Source organism: Nocardioides sp. Soil_C_8, from assembly GCF_057656315.1.
In genome coordinates this window covers 330,754-347,538 of sequence record NZ_JBDGKQ010000001.1, presented here as the reverse complement: position 1 = coordinate 347,538, position 16,785 = coordinate 330,754, and the positions used below count along the sequence as shown (strand labels likewise).

Here is a 16,785-nt window from a genome sequence, read left to right as displayed (position 1 = left end):
GCGCCATGCTCTACACGGTCGCGCACGGAGTCATCCCCCCGCTCGCCCGTGCGGTGTGGCGCCCCGTGGTCGAGGGGCAGCACCACGTGCCCGCCACCGGCCCCGTCATCGTGGCGAGCAACCACCTGTCGTTCTTCGACAGCGTCGTCATCCCGGTCGTCGTGCCGCGCAAGGTCGTCTTCCTCGCCAAGTCCGACTACTTCACCGGCACCGGGGTGAAGGGCGCGCTCACGCGCGCGTGGTTCGAGGGCCTCGGCATGCTGCCCGTCGACCGCGACGACACCCGGGCGGCGATCGCCAGCCTCGACACCGCGCTGGAGGTGCTGCGGCGCGGGGAGGCGTTCGGCATCTACCCCGAGGGCACCCGCTCGCGCGACGGCCGGCTCTACCGCGGTCGCACGGGCGTGGCACACCTCGCCCTCACCGCCGGCTGCCCGGTCGTGCCGGTCGGCCTGCGGGGGACCGAGGACATCCAGCCGGTGGGCGCCAGCCGGCCGCGGCTGGGCAAGGTCGACGTGACCGTGCGGTTCGGCGAGCCGATCACCGTCGGCGACGAGTACGACGGCGTGCCGAGCGGCCGCGCGCGCCGCGACCTGACCGACCGGATCATGGGTGCGATCGCCGGCCTCAGCGGCCAGGAGCCGGCGGGCGTCTACAACGAGCGGCCCGCCCCTGCCTGACGCTCAGGCAGAGGGGACCCGGGCAGCGAGAGCGGCCAGCGCCTTCGGGAAGATCTCGGCGGGCGGGGTGACGAGCCCGGCTCCCACCTGGCCCACGCCCGCGACGGCGCCGGCCATGCCGGTGTTGATCTGCGGCAGGACCCCGGTGCGGCACACCTTCGTGACGTCGATGCCGGTCGGCGTGCCCTGGAACTCCAGCACGGGGACCGACCAGCGGGGGTTCTCCGCGAGCGTGATCTCGTGCATCCGGCGGGTGGTGGCCAGCGCGTCGGGGACGGTCCCGCCGACGAGGCGCACGATCGCCGGGGCGGTCGCCATCGCGAAGCCCCCGATGCCGGCGGTCTCGGTGATCGCCGAGTCGCCGATGTCGGGGTTGGCGTCGTCGGGGCCGTAGTCGCCGAGGAACAGGCCCTCGGCCACCTGGGCCGGACCGGTGAACCACTCGTCGCCGGTGCCGGAGACCTGGATGCCGAAGTCCGTGCCGTTGCGCGCCATGGCCACGACCATCGTCGAGCCCGGGACGTCGCGGCCGGCGTCGAGCGCGAGCTTGCACGCCGGCATCGCGAGGTTGAGGAAGAAGTGGTCGTTGCCGCCGACGAAGCGCAGCACGTCGGCGACGTCCTTGCCGTCGAAGCCGGCGCTCACCATCGCCGGGGAGAGGTCGCGCAGCAGCATCAGGGTGCCGGCGCGGTTGCGGTTGTGCGCCTCGTCGCCCATCTGCAGCATCTGGGTGAGGATGCCGGTGACGTCGGTGGCCTCCTCCGTGCCGCGCACGGCAGCCTGAAGCAGCGGGCCGAGCACGTCGCCCATCCAGCGGAGCCGGGTGAGCACCTCGGGGGAGTAGGCGCCGTAGCGCAGCACCTTGCCGAGCCCCTCGTTGAGGGAGCAGTACGTCCGGCGCCCGGTCGCGCGGTCCTCGAGGACCCACATCCACATGGACGGCGTGACGACCCCGGCCATCGGCCCGACGGCGCTGCGGTGGTGGCACGGCTCGAGGCTGACGGTGCTGCCGGACTCGAAGAGGGCGACGGCCTCCTCGGGGTCGTCGACGAGCCCCTCCAGCGCAGCGCCGCCCATCAGCGCGCCGCGCAGGGGGCCGGACGTCCGCTCCCACTCGATCGGCGGTCCGGCGTGGAGGAACTGGCCCTTCTCCAGGCCCAGCACCTCGGAGGCCGGCGCGACGTCGACGAGGTGGGCGGTGACCCCGAGCATCGCCTCGACCGCGCGGCGGTTGGCGTCGGGGCGACGGGGATCGGTGGCCACCGTCGCGAGGTCGGTCTCGGTGCCCGGCATTGGCGGGCGCCAGTCGACGCGCTCGACGTCGACGGCCTGGCCTGCCACGGAGTCGGCGAACATGTCGGCCCCGACGGTGACGACAGTGGGCTGGCTCATCGGGCCGCTCCTTCGATCAGCTGGATGGCGCGGCGCGTGGCGCTCGCGTTGGACAGGTGCACCTCGGCGCCGGCGGCCACGAGGGCGTCGCGCTGGGCGTCGAGGCCCTGCGGGTCCAGGTCGGTGCCGACGAGGCTGACCACGACGGGGATCGCGCGGTCCCTGCGGGCCGCCGCGACCACCGGGGCGAGCAGGGACGCCGGGTCGGGCTCGGCGCCGTGGCCGAGGACGAGGTCGAGCAGGATGACGCCGGTGGCAGGGTCGGAGGCGGCCCTCATCAGCTGCTCGTTGCGCAGCGTCGGGTCGATCATCGGGTGCGCCCGGCCCTGGGTGAGCGCGTCGTCACCGAAGTCGACCATGGTGTGGGCGTCGACGAGCAGGTCGTCCCCGAGCGCGAGGTCGTCGGACAGCGGGATGTTGCTGCGGACCGGGCCGAGGGCCTCGGTCGCCATCAGCATCGACTCGTCGCACAGCGTGCCGCCGACGAAGAGACCGCGCAGCAGCGGACCGGTCGCGGAGCCGGTGTTGTCGGAGCCGTGGACCGGCCACTCGGGCGCGGTGTGGCCGAGCCGCTCGAGCACGGCCTCGGCGACCGCGGTGAGGTCGCGCTGGCCACGGCCGAGCAGGCCGAGCTCGACGGGCGTGCCGAGCGACTCCGTCTCGCGGGTGAGCGCCGCGGCGACCTCGGCCGCCGGCGGCTTGGACACCACGACGACCAGGTCGACGTCGGGGTCGGCGTCGAGGCGGCGGAGCGCCTCCCGGGTCGCCAGCCCGCCCACGGCCGCGGACAGGTCGCGACCGCCCACCCCCAGGGCGTGCCGCACGCCGACCCCCTCGGACGTCTCGCCGGCGTGGTGGAGCAGGGCGAGCAGCTGCTGGCAGCCGGTACCGGAGGCGGCGACGATGCCGATCCGCCCGGGCCGCACGGTGTTGGCGAAGCCGAGCCCGACGCCGTCGACGACCGCGGTGCCGCAGTCGGGTCCCATCACCAGCGCGCCACGCGAGGCGGCGTACTGCTTGAGGGCGACCTCCTCGGCCACGGGCACGTTGTCGCTGAAGACCATCACGTCACGTCCGGCCTCGAGCGCGTCCATCGCCTCGACGGTGGCGCTGGCGCCGGGCACCGAGACGAGCGCGATGGTGCCGGGAGGCGTACGCCGCAGCGCGCTCCCTGTGGTGCGCGGCGGGGCGACCGTGGTGTCACCGGCCGTCGGGCGCGTGGGAGCGAGGGCCGCGTCGACAGCGGCCAGAGCAGCGGACACGTCGGCGTCGGGGTCGAGGCGCAGGGCGACGACCATGTCGTTGGGCGAGGAGGCGGGCACGTCGAAGCCCATCCCCTCGAGCACCTCGAGGTTGAGCCCGGTCGCCATCGCGACCTGCGCGGCGACGACGCCGGGGGTGGCCTGCACGGCCCGGCTCACCTGCAGCAGCGTCACCGAGTCGGCGTACGCGCCGCTGCGGAGCTCGACGTGGTCGTTGGTCATGCAACCCTCCGGGGTGTGGTGTGGTCCTCGATCGATGCCAGCGCCAGCCCGGCGCCGGCGAGGAGGCCGGCGCCCGAGGTGGCACCGACCGCGAGCAGCGCGTCGGCGGCGGAGTCGGTGGGGTCGGCGAGCCAGTCGGCGAGCTGGGGCAGGGCCTCGCCGCGGACGGCGCAGTCGAGGAGCGTCGCGGACAGCAGGGTGGTCGCGCCCAGGCGTCGGCGCACGGCTGCGGCGAGCTCGTCGTCCGGTCGACCCAGGGCGGCCCGGGCGGTGAACCACCCGGCCAGGACGTCGTCGCCGAGCGGGGTCAGGCCGGGCCCGCGACCCACGACCCGGTCGAGGTGGCCCGGGGTCAGGCCGCCGTCGGCGGGGAGGTCGAGGCCTGGCGTCATGAGGAGCTCGGGTCGGAACCGCGAATTCTCATGACGTCCCACACGGGGGACGGCGACGTCGACGAGGCGGGTGACCCGGACCGGTCGGTCGCCCACGACCAGGTGGCCGCCCTGCACGCGGACGACCGGGTCGAGGACGCCGAGGTCGGGCAGCGTCGACCAGAGGGCGCACGGCACGCGGGTGGCCGTGGCCGACACCAGCCCCAGGCACCAGCCGTCGAGGTCGACGTAGAGGGCCGTGCTGCTCGCGTGGACGACCCGGCGGGGTCCGTCGGACGCCCCACGGAGCCGATCGTGCACCCGCTGCGGTGCCGCGACGAGGATCGGTCCGGACATCACTCCCCAGACGCTAACGGCTCGTGCGACACTCGCGAATGTGAGAACTTGTCGGACCAAGGGGTGAATGTGGGACAAGACTTGATAAGCGACCCGGAAGCCGTCGCCGCGCTCGAGCGCGCCGACGCGCTCCACACCGCGCTCACCCACATCGTCCTCGAGGGCGGCGACCTGGCTGCGATCGCGGAGGCCGTGGGCGACGCCCTGGGCTGCGGCGTCGTCTTCACCTCCACCGACGGGCGCGAGCGCGCCGCGCACCTCGACGAGGCGCAGCGTGCCGCGATGGCGACGGCCGAGCTCCTCGACCCGACCGGTCGTGTCCGTGTCGAGCGGATCGACCCCGACGGCACGACCGTGGGGGAGGGGGAGGCGCTCGTGCGCCGCGTGGTGGCGGCCGGCGTCGACCTCGCGCGGCTGGTCGCCCTGCGCCCCGACGGCAGGATCCACTCCTCCGACGTGCACGCGCTCGAGCGGGCCGCGATCGTGGCGGCGCTGCTGGTGACGCGCGTGGAGGCGATCACGGCCGTGGAGAACAAGTACCGCGGCGACTTCCTCCGCGACGTGTTCCTCGACCGGGCCGGGGAGGAGGAGTACGTCGCCGAGCACGCGCAGGCGTTCGGCTGGCACCTCGACCGTCCGGTGATGGTCGTGGTCGCGGTGCTCGACCCCGACGCCATCGCCGCGCTGACCCCCGACCCGGAGGACCGACGCGCCTGGCAGGACCGCTTCGCCCACGCGTGGCGGCAGGTCTCCGCGACGGTGGACCCCACGATCGCCTCCGTCGCGTTCAGCCGCGAGGTGGTGACCCTGGTCCCGGTCGACCCGGACGACCCGGGCGACGCGCACGTCGCCGTGGACCGCATCATCGCCGCCGTGCGGGGTGATCGCGGCGGCGGCCGGATCGCATTCTCCGCCGGGGTCAGCCGCGTCTCCCACGGGCTCGGCGAGCTGCCCGAGGCGTTCCGCCAGGCGCAGCGCGCCGTCGAGATCGGGCGCCGGGTGCACGGCGGGGGCTCGGTGACCCGCTTCGACCAGCTCGGACTGCACCGGCTGCTCGCCCTGGTGCCGGACAGCTCGGAGCTGACGTCGTTCGCCGCCGACGTCCTCGGCCCGCTGGCCGAGCGGACGCCCGAGGCCGCCGACCTGCGCGAGACGCTCCAGGTGCTGCTCGACACGAACTTCAACGTGGCCGAGGCGGCTCGCGCCCAGTTCTTCCACTACAACACCATGCGCTACCGCGTCGGCAAGCTGCAGCGGATCCTCGGCCCCGTCGCGACCGACCCCCACCTGCGCCTCGACGTCGCCGTCGCGCTACGGGCGCTGGAGATCGTGGGCTGACCGCCCGTCGGCCTCAGGCCGCCGATCGGGTGCCGCCCAGGCTCGCCCTCATCTGCGACAGGAGGCGGGCCAGGATGCGGGAGACCTGCGCCTGCGTGAGCCCGACGGACTCGGCTATGGCCTGCTGGCTGCGCTCCTCGTAGAAGCGCATGAACAGGATCCGGCGCTCCCGGTCCGGGAGCCCGGCGACCAGCGGCTCGATCAGCACCTTCGCCTCGACGGCCTCGACCGTCGTGTCCTCCTCGCCGATCAGGTCGCCCAGCGTGGTCGTCACGTCGTCGAGCGGCGTGTCCAGCGAGGTGGGGGTGAAGCAGCCGTCGGCCGCCAGCGCCTCCACCACGTCGTCGAGGTCGACCCCGAGGTGGCTCGCCAGCTCGCTGGGTCGCGGCGAGCGGCCCAGCGCCTGCTCGAGCTCGCCCTGCGCCCTGCTCATGCGCAGCTGCAGCTCCTGCACGCGTCGTGGTGGGCGGACCACCCAGCCGAGGTCGCGGAAGTGGCGCCGCAGCTCGCCCCGGATCGTGGGGACGGCGAAGGAGACGAAGTCGTGGCCCAGGTCGGGGTCGAAGCGGTGTGCCGCCTTGGTGAGGCCGAGCATCGCGACCTGCTGGAGGTCCTCGAGGTCGAGGCCGCGGTTGCGGTAGCGGGCCGCCATCGAGGTCGCGACGTCGAGGTGGCCCTCGACGAGCCGGTGGACGGCCTCGGACGAGCCGGGCGGTCGTCGGTCGACGACCTGGAGATGGCCCTCGGTGCGTCGCGAGTCATCGCGAGGTGTGGCGGGGGCGGTCGGGCTGACAGGGCATTCTGGGGCGATGGACGCGGTGGTCACGTTGTCGCTCTTTCGTGCACGTGCGGTCTCGCCGTTGGTCTCCAGCGAGATGAACGGGACAGGAAAGATGCCACAGGTATAGACCACTGGTTCACACCCCCCCGGGCGATATTCGCCCGGAGCATTCGCAGGCCGGTCGCGGACCGGTCGGGTCGGGTTGGGGATCCCGTCGCCTGCCGTTGGCCCGGGCCGACCACGGTGGGTCGAGACCCGCCACCGGGCGGGTCCTGACACTCTCGGGAGAACACCAGATGCGCCGTACGGCACGACTCCTCGCAGCACCATCCCTCGCGCTCGCCCTGCTGGGCACAGCGGGCGCGCTGTCCGCGCCCAGCGCCTCAGCCGCTCCAGCACCCGCGATCGACGTGACCGCCCACCGCGGGTCCTCCGGAGCGGCACCGGAGAACACGCTCGCAGCGGTCCGGCTGGCGATCGCGCAGAAGTCCGACGTGGTCGAGAACGACATCCAGCGCACCGCGGACGGCGAGCTGGTGATCATGCACGACGTCACGCTCGCGCGGACGACCGACGTCGAGCAGGTCTTCCCGGACCGCGCGCCGTGGAACGTCGGTGACTTCACCCTCGCGGAGATCAAGCAGCTGGACGCCGGCTCGTGGTTCGCGCCGGAGTTCGCCGGGGAGCGGGTTCCCACGCTGGCCGAGTGGGTCGGCGCGGTCGGCAACCGGGCGGGGATGCTCCTCGAGCCCAAGGCCCCCGCGCTCTACCCCGGCATCGAGGTCGACCTCGACAAGGAGCTGCGCTCGCTGCCGGACTTCACCCGGGCCCTGCGGCGCGACCGGGTCGTGGTGCAGTCCTTCGACCACGCGTGGCTGCGGACGTACAAGGACCGGGCGCCCGACGTCACCGTGGGCCTGCTCTACGGAGGCCGGCCGACCCCGGCGGACATCGCCGCGGCGGCGACGTGGGCGGAGCAGGTCAACCCCGCTCTCGGGGCGATCGACGAGGCCACGGTCGACCAGGTGCACGCCTCGGGCATGGAGGCACACGTCTGGACCGTCAACGCCGGCCAGGACATGCGGCGGGCGATCAGCTGGGACGTCGACGGGATCATCACCAACTACCCGCAGGTGCTGCGCGACATCCTCCGCCGGGGCTGAGCCCCTGGGCGCGCCGACTCAGTGCGGCACGAGCACCTTCTCGTAGAACACGCGCGTGAAGCCGTCGTCGGTGGCGCGGTGGGTCTCGACGTAGCCGATCCGCTCGTAGAGGGCCTGGTTCTCGACCATGGTCACGTGGGTGAGGAGCCGGATGCGGGTGCACCCGCGGGCGCTCGCCCGGGCCTCCGCCAGCTCGAGCAGGGCCCGGCCGGTGCCGCGGCCGTGGTGGGAGGGCAGGACGGCGACGTTGTCCAGCACCAAGGCGTCGGAACCGTCACCGACGAGCACGAGGTAGCCGACCGGCGTCCCGTCCACGCAGGCGACCCACGTCTCGTGATCCGCGATGGCGGCCGCGTAGTCGGCGTCCAGCGGCCCCGGTCGCTGACCGCCCATCCGGGGCAGGTACGGCGAGTACGCCGCCGACGCGATGCGCTGCAGCGCAGTCACGTCGGCGGCGTCAGCCCGACGGAGCTCGCTCACCCCTCGAGTGTGGCAGCGCTCAGCGCTTGGTGCCGTTCTTGCTGCCGTTGCACGCGGTGCCGGGGTGCTCGCCGATGGTGGCGAGGAAGTCACGGACCTCCTTGGGGATGCTGCCCCAGTTCTGGACGACACCCGGCTGCACCGGTGCCTCGAAGTCCATGTCGTCCAGGCCCGAGAACGCGCAGATCGAGTTCGCGTTGTAGCCGTTGATCGGGGTCGGGTTGCCGTTGCCCGTGATCTCGCCTGCGGACGCGGCCGTGCCGGTCGCTCCCACGGTCGCGAGGGCCACGACGGTCGTTGCCAGGAACCTCTTCATCGCTCATCTCCTTCTGGGGGGATTGCGCCCGTACGCCCCGAGAGGACGCGGCGGCGAAACTAGGGCCGCGGGTCACCAGAGGTGTGCGGCCGATCCTCGACATGACCGAAAGTGATGAGGTCGGTCGGGCGTCGACGGTGAGAGGCAGGCCCGCGCACGCCGGGCGGTCAGCGGGCCGACCCGCCCGAGAACTTGTCAGCGACTCCGGCGTTCCTTCGGCAGATGTCGCCAGTGAGGGTGTGAGATGGGCCGCACTAGTTTGTGGCTTCTCGGGTAACCACCCCGTCGAATCTGGAGGCCTGCGCATGTCGATGTTCAAGTGGGAAGTGGTCGATCCCGCTCCGGGGCAAGCAGTGCTGCCGATGCAGCGCCTGCCGTGGGGCAAGACGATCGGGCTCGGTGCCCAGCACGTGGTCGCCATGTTCGGCGCCACCTTCGTGTTCCCCCTGGTGATGGGGCTGGACGCGAACCTCGCCATCATGTTCTCGGGCTTCTGCACCATCCTGTTCCTGCTGATCGTGCAGAACCGGGTGCCCAGCTACCTCGGCACGAGCGCCTCGTTCGTGGCATCGGTCGCGGCGATCCGCGCGCTCGACACGGACAACGACTCGTCGTACGTCACCGGCGCGATCCTCGTCGGCGGCCTCGTCCTCGCGGCCGTCGGCGTGCTGGTGCACTTCGCCGGGGCCCAGCTGATCCACCGCGTGCTGCCGCCGGCGGTCACGGGCGCGGTCGTGATGCTGATCGGCTTCAACCTCGCTCCCGTCGTCGCCGGGATCTACTGGCCCCAGGACCAGTGGATCGCCCTGCTGACGGCGGCCTTCATGGTCTTCGCGGCCGTGATGCTGCCCGGCTTCTGGTCGCGCATCGCGGTCTTCCTCGCGCTGGTCTTCGGCTACGTGCTGTCGTGGGTCGCCGACATGGTGTTCGGGCCCATCACCTCCGTCCTCGGCGGCGCGACCGAGGCGACCGAGCACGACCGCGTCTCGTGGGCGGGTGTCGAGGCAGCCAACTGGATCGGCCTGCCGAGCGGCACCCTCGCCGACGGCGTCTCGGTCGTCCACGGCCCGTCGTTCTCGCTCACGGCGATCCTGCTCGTCCTGCCCGGCGTCATCGCGCTCGTCGCGGAGAACACCGGCCACGTCAAGGCCGTCGCGGAGATGACCGGCGAGGACCTCGACCCCTACATGGGCCGCGCGATCGGTGCCGACGGCATCGCGACCGCCTTCGCCAGCGCGTTCGGCGGCTCCCCGACCACGACGTACGCCGAGAACATCGGCGTCATGGGCGCCACCCGGGTCTACTCCTCGGCCGCCTACTACGTCGCTGCGCTGGTCGCCATCCTGCTCGGCCTCTGCCCGAAGTTCGGCGCGGTCGTCAACGCGACGCCGGGAGGCGTCCTGGGCGGCATCACGGTTGTCCTCTACGGGATGATCGGCCTGGTGGGCGCGAAGATCTGGGTCGAGAACAACATCGACTTCGGCAACCCGGTCAACATGGTCGGCCTGTCAGCGGGCATCATCGCCGGCATCGGTGGCGTGACGCTCACCTTCGGCGACGACTTCGAGCTCGGCGGCATCGCCCTCGGCACGATCCTGGTCATCGTCTTCTTCCACATGGTCAAGGGCCGCGGGAGCGACAGCTCCGGCGCCGTGACCCGCAACCTCAGCCACCCCGACTACGACGAGGGCGTCGACGACGCAGCCTCCGGAGGCACGCACAAGCGATGAAGCCCGCACCCTTCGCCTTCCTGCGACCGTCCACCCTCGAGGAAGCCCTCGCGGCGCTCGCGGGGGAGCAGGGGGCGAAGGTGCTGGCCGGCGGTCAGTCGCTCGTCCCGCTGCTCTCCATGCGGCTCGCCGCTCCCTCGATGCTCGTCGACATCAACGCCCTGCCCGACCTCGGCCACGTCCGCGTGGCCGAGGACGGGGTGAGGGTGGGGGCCCTGGCCCGCCACGCCGAGGTGCTCCGCTCGGCCGAGGCCGCGCGTGCCCAGCCGCTGCTCGGCATGGCGCTCAGCCACGTCGCCCACCCGACGATCCGCAACCGCGGCACCACGGTCGGCTCGATCGTCCATGCCGACGCCGCGGCCGAGATGCCCATGGTGCTGCGGCTCCTGGAGGGATCGGTCGACGTCGCGTCGGTGCGCGGTCGTCGTACGGTGCCGGCAGCGGAGCTCTTCGCGGGCCCGCTCGAGTCGACGCTCGCCCACGACGAGATCGCGGTCGAGGCGTTCTTCCCGGCCCTGGCGCCCAGCGCGGGCGTCGCCTTCCAGGAGATCGCCCGGCGCCACGGCGACTACGCGCTCGTCGGCGTGGCCGCCCACGTCGAGACCGACGGCGACGCCGTCACCCGCGCCCGCCTCGGCTTCGTGTCGGTGAGCGACGTCCCGACGGTCGTCGACGTCACCGACGCGCTCGACGACCCGGCAGGCACGTCGCTCGCCGACCTCGACCCGGCCGAGGACATCCATGCCACCGCCGCCTACCGCGCCCACCTCGTCAAGGTGCTGGCGCCGCGAGTCCTGGCGGCCGCGACCGACCACGCCCGTTCGCGGGCAGGAGAGGCGACCCACCCGTGACCACCGAACAGCTCCACGACGTACGACTGCACGTCAACGGGTCCGTCCACGAGGTGCAGGTGCCGGCGCGACGCCTGCTGTCCGACGCGCTGCGCCACGACTGCGGGCTGACCGGCACGCACGTCGGTTGCGAGCACGGGGTGTGTGGCGCGTGCACCGTGCTGGTCGACGGCACGCCGATGCGATCGTGCCTGATGCTCGCGGTCTCGGCGGTCGACGCCGAGATCACCACGGTCGAGGGTCTGACCGAGAAGGACGGCTCGCTGTCCCCAGTGCAGCAGGCGTTCTCCGACTGCCACGGCCTGCAGTGCGGCTTCTGCACGCCGGGCTTCCTCACCACCATCACGGCCGGCCTGCGCGAGACGCCCGACCCGACCGAGGACGAGGCGCGCGAGATGATCGCCGGCAACCTCTGCCGCTGCACCGGCTACCAGAACATCGTGAAGTCGGTGCTCCGGGCCAGCGAGATCCGAGCCGAGATCCAGTCCGAGCGGGGCGAGGCATGACCACCAAGATGTTCGGCGCCAAGGTGGCGCGCGTGGAGGACCAGCGCTTCCTGCGCGGCCAGGGCCGCTACGTCGACGACCTCCTCACCGACGACCCACGCCTGCTGCACTCCGCGGTGCTGCGCTCGCCCCACGCCCACGCCCGCATCGTCGACATCGACGTCGCCGACGTGCTCGACCTCGAGGGCGTCGTCGCCGTGTGGTCCTGGGACGACCTCACCGGTCCGATGGCCGAGCCGCTCCCGCTGCTCATCCCGCACCCGGCGCTGACCCACGGGCGCACCCAGTACGCGCTGGCGAAGGAGGAGGTCAACTACGTCGGCGAGGCGATCGTCTTCGTCGTCGCCGTCGACCGCTACGTCGCCGAGGACGCGGTGTCCCGGATCCGCGTCGACTACGAGGTCCTGCAGCCCGTCGTCGGCATCGCGGCCGCCCGTGCGGCGGCGACGCCCGTGCACGAGGACGTGCCTGACAACGTCGGCGCCCGCATGGAGCAGGAGAACGGCGACGCCCGCGCGGCCATCGCGACGGCGCCGCACACGCTGGCCCTCGACCTCGACGTCGAGCGCTCCGCCTGCACGCCGATGGAGGGGCGTGGCACGGTGGCCAGGTGGGACCCCGACACGTCCCGCCTGACGGTGTGGTCCTCGACGCAGACGTCGACCGGCGTGCGCGGCTGCGTGGCCGCCAAGCTCGGCCTCGATCTCGCCAAGGTCGACGTGGTGACCCCCGACGTCGGCGGCGGCTTCGGCGTGAAGATCAACCACCCGTGGCCCGAGGAGCTCCTCGTCCCGCTGGCGGCCATGACGCTCGGGCGCCCGGTGAAGTTCACCGAGGACCGGCGCGAGCACTTCATCTCGTCGGCGCACGAGCGCGCCCAGCAGCACCACGTCGAGGTCGGCTTCGACGACGACGGCCGGGTGCTGGGCCTCAACGTCGAGTTCTGGCACGACCACGGCGCCTACACGCCGTACGGCCTCATCGTCCCGATCATCACCTCCACCCAGCTGCTCGGCCCCTACAAGCCGGCCAGCTACCGCGTCGCGTTCGAGTCGCTCTACACCAACACCGTCATCGTCACGCCCTACCGCGGCGCCGGCCGGCCGCAGGGCTGCTTCGTCATGGAGCGCACGATGGACGCGATCGCGGCCTACCTCGGCAAGGACCGCACCGAGGTGCGGGCGACCAACTTCATCCAGCCCGACGAGTTCCCCTACGAGCACGGCCTGGTCTTCCAGGACGGCCGCGAGCTGACCTACGACTCCGGCGACTACCCGGCCTCGCTCGACAGGCTCAAGGAGCTCGTCGGCTGGGACGAGTTCGAGGACTTCCGCGCCGAGATGGCCGCCCAGGGGCGCAAGGTCGGCATCGGCCTGGCCTGCTACGTCGAGGGCACCGGCGTCGGACCCTACGAGGGTGCCCACGTGCACATCGAGACCTCGGGCAAGGTCAAGGTCGCGACCGGCCTCACCACGCAGGGCCAGGGCCACCAGACGGCGTTCGCGCAGATCGTGGCCGACACCCTGGGGGTGCGGTTCGAGGACGTCGAGATCACGACGGGCGACACCCGCAAGATGCCCTACGCGGTGGGCACGTTCGCCTCGCGCGCGGCCGTGATGAGCGGGTCGGCCATCCACCTCGCCGCGTTGCGCGCCAAGGAGAAGGCGTTGCGCATCGCGGCCGAGGCGCTGGAGGCGTCCGAGGACGACCTCGACATCGCGGACGGCGTCGTCTCGGTGCGCGGAACCGATGCGAGCATCGACCTCGGCACCGTCGCCGTGCTCTCCAACCCGCTGCGTTACGCCTTCGACGAGGCGTCCAAGGCCGCCACCCAGTTCTCCGTCGGCGACCCCGGCAAGCCGCCGGTGGCCGAGGACGACGAGCCCGGTCTGGAGGGCAAGGACTTCTACTCCCCGCCGCGCTCCACCTTCGCCAACGGGATGCACGCCGTGATCGTGGAGACCGACCCCGACACCGCGGAGATCACGATCCTCAAGTACGCCGTCGTGCACGACTGCGGCAACCTGATCAACCCGATGATCGTGGAGGGCCAGATCCACGGTGGCGTCGCGCAGGGCGTGGGCGGCGCGCTCTACGAGCGGATGGCGTACGACGAGTCGGGCCAGCTGCTCAACGCGTCGTTCATGGACTTCCTCATGCCCTACGCCACCGAGGTCCCCGCGACCATCGACATCGACCACCTCGAGACGCCGTCGCCGCTCAACCCGCTCGGCATCAAGGGCGCCGGCGAGGCGGGCGTGATCCCGTCGGCCGCTGTCTTCGCCGCGGCCATCGAGGACGCCGAGGGCTTCCCGATCATGTCGATGCCCATCTCGCCGTCCGAGCTCTTCGAGCTGCGCCTGGCGCACGCCGACGAACCCCACCCCCTGACTGAGGAGTCCGCATGAAGATCACCGGAGAGGCCACCCTGGTCGCACCCGTGGAGCAGGTGTGGGATGCCCTGCTCGACCCCGCCGTGCTGGTCCGCACCATCCCCGGCTGCGAGCGGCTCGAGGAGACCGCGGACAACACCTACGACATGACCGTCACAGCCGGGGTCGCGAGCATCCGCGGCACCTACGCGGGCACGTGCCGGCTCAGCGACCTGACCTCGCACGAGTCGCTCAAGATGAACCTGCAGGGGGCCGGCGCCCCGGGCACCATCAGCGCCGACGTGGCCGTCCGCTTCGAGGGCAACCCCGACGGCACCACCACGCTCTTCTACGACGCCGACGCGGTCGTCGGTGGCATGGTCGGCGGCGTCGGGCAGCGCATGCTCACCTCGGTCTCGCGCCGGATGGCCGCGGAGTTCTTCGGCAACGTCGAGAAGGCGATCGCCGGCGGACCGGCCGAAGCGCCCGCAGAGCCGGGTCTCGTGACGGGCGCCGGAGCGGCCTCCTCGACCAGCGAAGGGGGTGGGCAGGTGTTCACCGCTCCCGCCAAGCAGTCCTCCCTCGCGGCGGCCGGGTCGCAGCAGGACTTCCTCCTCGGCGTGGCCGTCGGCGCCGGGCTCGTGGCGCTCGGTGTGCTGCTGGGACGTCGCCGGTGACCGACCTCACGGTCGACTCCACCGCACGCGCCCAAGCCGCCGCCGTACGGTCCGGCGAGATCTCCGCCCGCGAGCTGCTCGAGCTGCACCTCGACCGGATCGAGGAGCGCAACCCCGAGCTCAACGCGATCGTCTCGCTCGACGCCGAGCGCGCCCGCGCGGCCGCCGCGGTCGCCGACCAGGCGCAGGCCTCCGGCGAGGAGACCGGTCCGCTGCACGGCCTGCCCTTCGCGGTCAAGGACACCCACGCGCTCGAGGGATGGCGCACGACGTACGGGTCGCCGATCTTCGCCGACTCCGTCGCCGACCACGACGACCTGCTCGTGGAGCGGATCCGCGGTGCGGGCGCGGTGTTCGTGGGCAAGACCAACGTGCCGGAGTTCGCGGCCGGGTCCCACACGTTCAACACCGTCTTCGGGGTCACCCGCAACCCCGTCGACCCGTCGCGGTCCGCCGGCGGCTCCAGCGGGGGAGCGGCGTGCGCGCTCGCCTCCGGCATGGTGCCGCTGGCCGACGGCTCCGACATGGGTGGCTCGCTGCGCAACCCGGCGTCGTTCTGCGGCGTGGTCGGGATGCGCCCCTCCCTCGGTCGCGTGCCCGAGTGGCCGCTCTACAACCAGTGGGAGAGCACGTCCGTCGGCGGACCGATGGCCCGCAACGTCGGCGACCTCGCCCTGCTCCTGTCGGTGGTCGCCGGCCCGGACCCGCGGGCGCCGCTCGCGCTGGGCGACCCCGGTGCGTCGTTCGCGCCGCCGATCGATCCTGCGCGGCTGGGCGGGCTGCGGGTCGCCTACTCGGTCGACCTCGGTGGCTCGCTGGTGGTCGACCACGAGGTCGCGGGCGTCGTACGTGCGACCGCGGCGCGGCTCTCCGACGCGGGCGCGTCGGTGGTGGAGGCCCACCCCGACCTGTCGCTGGCCGACGACACGTTCCGCACGCTGCGTGCGTGGCACTTCCAGGCCAAGCTCGGGCGGCTGCTTGCCGAGCACCCCACCTCGTTCAAGCCGTCGCTGGAGGCCAACATCCGCGCCGGCGAGCCGCTGACCGGCGCCGACGTGGCGCGGGCCTACACGCAGCGCACCTCGCTGGCGGAGACGATGCGGCTCTTCTTCGGCGAGCAAGACGTGCTCCTGCTGCCGACCTCGCAGGTCCCGCCCTTCCCGGTGGAGCAGGAGTTCCCCGAGACGATCAACGGGCAGGAGATGCCGGACTACCTGGCGTGGATGCGGTCGGCCTACTTCATCACCGTCACCGGGTGCCCGGCGATCTCCGTCCCGGCCGGCCGCACCGCCGACGGCCTGCCGGTCGGGGTCCAGCTGGTCGCCCGGCACGGCGCGGACCGTCAGCTGCTCGAGGTGGCCGCGGCGGTCGAGGCGCTGCTGGCGCCCTGACCCGCGAGGGCCAGCACCGCTCGCCGGTTGACCCGCGACGGTGACGCCGGGCGGAGCTCGCCGCGGCCCTCGAGCAGGCCGTCGGACAGGAAGAGCTCGATGCCGACGCGGGCCAGCACCGCCTCCGAGGCGACGTTGCCGGGCTCGACGGTGGCCTCCATCCAGGTGATGCCGCGGGCGCGGGCGACCGTGGTGACGGCGTCGACCAGCGCGGAGGCGATGCCCCGCCCCTGCTGGGCGTCGGTCACCTCGAAGGCCAGCTCCGCGGCGCCGGGTCCGGTCGTCACGTAGCGACAGATGCCCACCGGCATGCCGTCGACGAGGGCGACCCAGGCGACGTGCCGCTCGCCGTCGACGTCGGCGAGGGCGCGCCGGTGGCCGCTCGGGAGCCGCGGCATCGGGACGAGGAAGCGCTGCTGGCGCGAGCGCGTCGACAGCCCCTCGAAGACCGTCTCGAGGACGGACACCTCACCGCCGACGAGCGGGCGGAGCAGGACGTACCCCCCGTCGCGGAGCCGGACGCGGACGTGGACGTGGATCGGGTGGAACGGCCGCGCCGCGCCGACGGCGGGGGTGTCGGCGCCGACGGCGCGGGGCGCGGCCATGGTGCTGGTGCAGGTCATGCGGGTCTCCTTCGGGAGCGGGTGGCGTGGAGCGGGCGGTGCACGCGTCGCCGTGGCGGGGTGTCCGCCTCCAGCTCGAGCACGTGGGCCATCAGGCGGTCGGGGCGGCGTACGACGGTGCGCAGCTCCCGTTCGCGCGAGGTGGCGAGGGCGGTGGTGAGCGTGTGGTTCATGAGCGGCTCCTGGGTCGCTGTCGGATGAATGGTCCGAGGCTGGCCCGGCCTCCTTCCGGCGTCCTTCCGCGAGCGACCGCCGGTGGGGGAAGGAATGCGG

General features: G+C 72.8%; 17 protein-coding genes. 9 read left to right on the top strand and 8 right to left on the bottom strand.

Going from position 1 to position 16,785, the window contains the following annotated elements:
- Nucleotides 1-5: 5 nt before the first annotated feature.
- Complete coding sequence (locus tag AC3A3L_RS01780) at nt 6-680, top strand: lysophospholipid acyltransferase family protein (protein WP_487638317.1); 675 nt, start codon at nt 6-8, stop codon at nt 678-680.
- Nucleotides 681-683: 3 nt separating this feature from the next.
- Here AC3A3L_RS01780 and AC3A3L_RS01775 read toward each other — a convergent pair whose 3' ends face one another.
- From AC3A3L_RS01775 to AC3A3L_RS01765, 3 genes are read right to left on the bottom strand one after another with little or no spacing between them, the layout of a single operon-like run.
- The gene (locus tag AC3A3L_RS01775) at nt 684-2,072 is read right to left on the bottom strand and encodes a YlbE family protein (protein WP_487638316.1); all 1,389 of its coding nucleotides are present in this window, start codon (nt 2,070-2,072) and stop codon (nt 684-686) included.
- Complete coding sequence (locus AC3A3L_RS01770) at nt 2,069-3,556, bottom strand: AllF/FdrA family protein (RefSeq protein WP_487638315.1); 1,488 nt, start codon at nt 3,554-3,556, stop codon at nt 2,069-2,071. The genes AC3A3L_RS01775 and AC3A3L_RS01770 overlap by 4 nt, the downstream gene beginning before the upstream one ends.
- Nucleotides 3,553-4,284, bottom strand: coding sequence for an oxamate carbamoyltransferase subunit AllH family protein (locus AC3A3L_RS01765; RefSeq protein WP_487638314.1), 732 nt, complete (start codon nt 4,282-4,284; stop codon nt 3,553-3,555). Before AC3A3L_RS01765 ends, AC3A3L_RS01770 begins: the two co-directional genes overlap by 4 nt.
- A gap of 81 nt (nt 4,285-4,365) precedes the next feature.
- On the opposite strand from AC3A3L_RS01765, the gene AC3A3L_RS01760 reads away from it, so the two are divergent.
- Complete coding sequence (locus AC3A3L_RS01760; protein ID WP_487638313.1) at nt 4,366-5,622, top strand: PucR family transcriptional regulator; 1,257 nt, start codon at nt 4,366-4,368, stop codon at nt 5,620-5,622.
- 13 nt (nt 5,623-5,635) lie between these two features.
- On the opposite strand, the gene AC3A3L_RS01755 is transcribed toward AC3A3L_RS01760, so the two are convergent.
- Nucleotides 5,636-6,448 (bottom strand): SigB/SigF/SigG family RNA polymerase sigma factor, encoded by an 813-nt coding sequence (locus tag AC3A3L_RS01755; protein WP_487638312.1) that lies wholly within the window; start codon nt 6,446-6,448, stop codon nt 5,636-5,638.
- Nucleotides 6,449-6,699: 251 nt separating this feature from the next.
- On the opposite strand from AC3A3L_RS01755, the gene AC3A3L_RS01750 reads away from it, so the two are divergent.
- Nucleotides 6,700-7,566, top strand: a complete 867-nt coding sequence (locus tag AC3A3L_RS01750; protein ID WP_487638311.1) for a glycerophosphodiester phosphodiesterase — start codon at nt 6,700-6,702, stop codon at nt 7,564-7,566.
- An 18-nt stretch (nt 7,567-7,584) separates the two neighbouring features.
- Here AC3A3L_RS01750 and AC3A3L_RS01745 read toward each other — a convergent pair whose 3' ends face one another.
- A complete protein-coding gene (locus AC3A3L_RS01745; protein ID WP_487638310.1) occupies nt 7,585-8,046 on the bottom strand; it encodes a GNAT family N-acetyltransferase in 462 nt (153 codons plus the stop codon).
- A gap of 19 nt (nt 8,047-8,065) precedes the next feature.
- Nucleotides 8,066-8,362 (bottom strand): hypothetical protein, encoded by a 297-nt coding sequence (locus AC3A3L_RS01740; RefSeq protein WP_487638309.1) that lies wholly within the window; start codon nt 8,360-8,362, stop codon nt 8,066-8,068.
- Nucleotides 8,363-8,667: 305 nt separating this feature from the next.
- On the opposite strand from AC3A3L_RS01740, the gene AC3A3L_RS01735 reads away from it, so the two are divergent.
- From AC3A3L_RS01735 to AC3A3L_RS01710, 6 genes are read left to right on the top strand one after another with little or no spacing between them, the layout of a single operon-like run.
- Complete coding sequence (locus AC3A3L_RS01735) at nt 8,668-10,092, top strand: uracil-xanthine permease family protein (protein WP_487638308.1); 1,425 nt, start codon at nt 8,668-8,670, stop codon at nt 10,090-10,092.
- Nucleotides 10,089-10,943 (top strand): FAD binding domain-containing protein, encoded by an 855-nt coding sequence (locus tag AC3A3L_RS01730; RefSeq protein WP_487638307.1) that lies wholly within the window; start codon nt 10,089-10,091, stop codon nt 10,941-10,943. The genes AC3A3L_RS01735 and AC3A3L_RS01730 overlap by 4 nt, the downstream gene beginning before the upstream one ends.
- A complete protein-coding gene (locus tag AC3A3L_RS01725; RefSeq protein ID WP_487638306.1) occupies nt 10,940-11,449 on the top strand; it encodes a (2Fe-2S)-binding protein in 510 nt (169 codons plus the stop codon). Before AC3A3L_RS01730 ends, AC3A3L_RS01725 begins: the two co-directional genes overlap by 4 nt.
- Nucleotides 11,446-13,857 (top strand): aerobic carbon-monoxide dehydrogenase large subunit, encoded by a 2,412-nt coding sequence (gene cutA, locus AC3A3L_RS01720; protein ID WP_487638305.1) that lies wholly within the window; start codon nt 11,446-11,448, stop codon nt 13,855-13,857. Before AC3A3L_RS01725 ends, cutA begins: the two co-directional genes overlap by 4 nt.
- The gene (locus AC3A3L_RS01715) at nt 13,854-14,498 is read left to right on the top strand and encodes an SRPBCC family protein (protein WP_487638304.1); all 645 of its coding nucleotides are present in this window, start codon (nt 13,854-13,856) and stop codon (nt 14,496-14,498) included. The genes cutA and AC3A3L_RS01715 overlap by 4 nt, the downstream gene beginning before the upstream one ends.
- Nucleotides 14,495-15,889 carry an amidase gene (locus AC3A3L_RS01710; protein WP_487638303.1) on the top strand — a complete coding sequence of 465 codons (1,395 nt, stop codon included), beginning with the start codon at nt 14,495-14,497 and terminating at the stop codon, nt 15,887-15,889. Before AC3A3L_RS01715 ends, AC3A3L_RS01710 begins: the two co-directional genes overlap by 4 nt.
- On the opposite strand, the gene AC3A3L_RS01705 is transcribed toward AC3A3L_RS01710, so the two are convergent.
- Complete coding sequence (locus AC3A3L_RS01705; RefSeq protein WP_487638302.1) at nt 15,841-16,512, bottom strand: N-acetyltransferase family protein; 672 nt, start codon at nt 16,510-16,512, stop codon at nt 15,841-15,843. The genes AC3A3L_RS01710 and AC3A3L_RS01705 overlap by 49 nt on opposite strands.
- Entirely contained in the window at nt 16,509-16,685 is a 177-nt protein-coding gene (locus AC3A3L_RS01700) for a hypothetical protein (RefSeq protein ID WP_487638301.1), read from the bottom strand. Before AC3A3L_RS01700 ends, AC3A3L_RS01705 begins: the two co-directional genes overlap by 4 nt.
- Nucleotides 16,686-16,785: the final 100 nt, after the last annotated feature.

Coding starts and splice junctions, on each gene's coding strand:
- AC3A3L_RS01780 (WP_487638317.1), top strand. CDS start 6: ATGCTCTACACGGTCGCGCACGGAGTCATCCCCCCGCTCGCCCGTGCG.
- AC3A3L_RS01775 (WP_487638316.1), bottom strand. CDS start 2,072: ATGAGCCAGCCCACTGTCGTCACCGTCGGGGCCGACATGTTCGCCGAC.
- AC3A3L_RS01770 (WP_487638315.1), bottom strand. CDS start 3,556: ATGACCAACGACCACGTCGAGCTCCGCAGCGGCGCGTACGCCGACTCG.
- AC3A3L_RS01765 (WP_487638314.1), bottom strand. CDS start 4,284: ATGTCCGGACCGATCCTCGTCGCGGCACCGCAGCGGGTGCACGATCGG.
- AC3A3L_RS01750 (WP_487638311.1), top strand. CDS start 6,700: ATGCGCCGTACGGCACGACTCCTCGCAGCACCATCCCTCGCGCTCGCC.
- AC3A3L_RS01740 (WP_487638309.1), bottom strand. CDS start 8,362: ATGAAGAGGTTCCTGGCAACGACCGTCGTGGCCCTCGCGACCGTGGGA.
- AC3A3L_RS01735 (WP_487638308.1), top strand. CDS start 8,668: ATGTCGATGTTCAAGTGGGAAGTGGTCGATCCCGCTCCGGGGCAAGCA.
- AC3A3L_RS01730 (WP_487638307.1), top strand. CDS start 10,089: ATGAAGCCCGCACCCTTCGCCTTCCTGCGACCGTCCACCCTCGAGGAA.
- cutA (WP_487638305.1), top strand. CDS start 11,446: ATGACCACCAAGATGTTCGGCGCCAAGGTGGCGCGCGTGGAGGACCAG.
- AC3A3L_RS01715 (WP_487638304.1), top strand. CDS start 13,854: ATGAAGATCACCGGAGAGGCCACCCTGGTCGCACCCGTGGAGCAGGTG.
- AC3A3L_RS01705 (WP_487638302.1), bottom strand. CDS start 16,512: ATGACCTGCACCAGCACCATGGCCGCGCCCCGCGCCGTCGGCGCCGAC.
- AC3A3L_RS01700 (WP_487638301.1), bottom strand. CDS start 16,685: ATGAACCACACGCTCACCACCGCCCTCGCCACCTCGCGCGAACGGGAG.